Genomic DNA, 620 nt, shown 5'->3' with positions numbered 1-620 from the left:
CTCAAAAACCATGAGAATATAACAGAGAAAATATTAATGACTGAAGAAATAAAATCGTTAATTGCTCATGCTAAAAATAACCGTGATGGTTTACTGATAAAACTATTAGCTAACACTGGTTTAAGAATTAGTGAAGCAATTAACCTTAAATGGAGTGATATTAAATTAAATAAAATATGTGTATTTGGTAAAGGTGGCAAAACAAGATATATCTCTATTAAAGAAGAATTATTAACAGAATTATTGACACTGAAAAATAAATTTTGTCAGTACGTTTTTTACAGCAATAGGCTAACTCCATTGAAACGGGAAAATGTCCATACTATGCTTAAAGACGTTGCCAAAAAATCTAATTTAACAGATAAAGTGTCGTGCCACTGGTTACGTCATTCTGTGGCAAGTCATGCCCTAAACAATGGTGCTTCACTCCATCAAGTTAAGGAATTATTAGGGCATGATAGCATCAATTCCCCCGCCAGTTATTTACACACTCTCAACGGCACAACCGCTACCGACTTTATCGATTTTTAACTTTTCCAATCGTTAAAGCTCTAAACTCCCCCCCTCCAAACACCCCCCCCCCCCCCCCCCCCCCCCCCCCCCCCCCCCCCCCCCCCCCC

The 620-nt window shown here is 38.9% G+C and carries 1 protein-coding gene; it reads left to right on the top strand.

Annotation, left to right across the window (positions count from 1 at the left end):
• A partial coding sequence (locus tag FWJ34_RS19460; RefSeq protein ID WP_308256976.1) for a tyrosine-type recombinase/integrase occupies positions 1-531 on the top strand: 531 nt, incomplete at its 5' end.
• Between the last annotated feature and the right edge of the window lie 89 nt (positions 532-620).

The organism is Geminocystis sp. GBBB08, from assembly GCF_016743215.1.
Taxonomy (GTDB): domain Bacteria; phylum Cyanobacteriota; class Cyanobacteriia; order Cyanobacteriales; family Cyanobacteriaceae; genus Geminocystis.
Note: the sequence above shows the minus strand (reverse complement) of the source record. Positions and strands in the feature narration are given on the sequence as shown.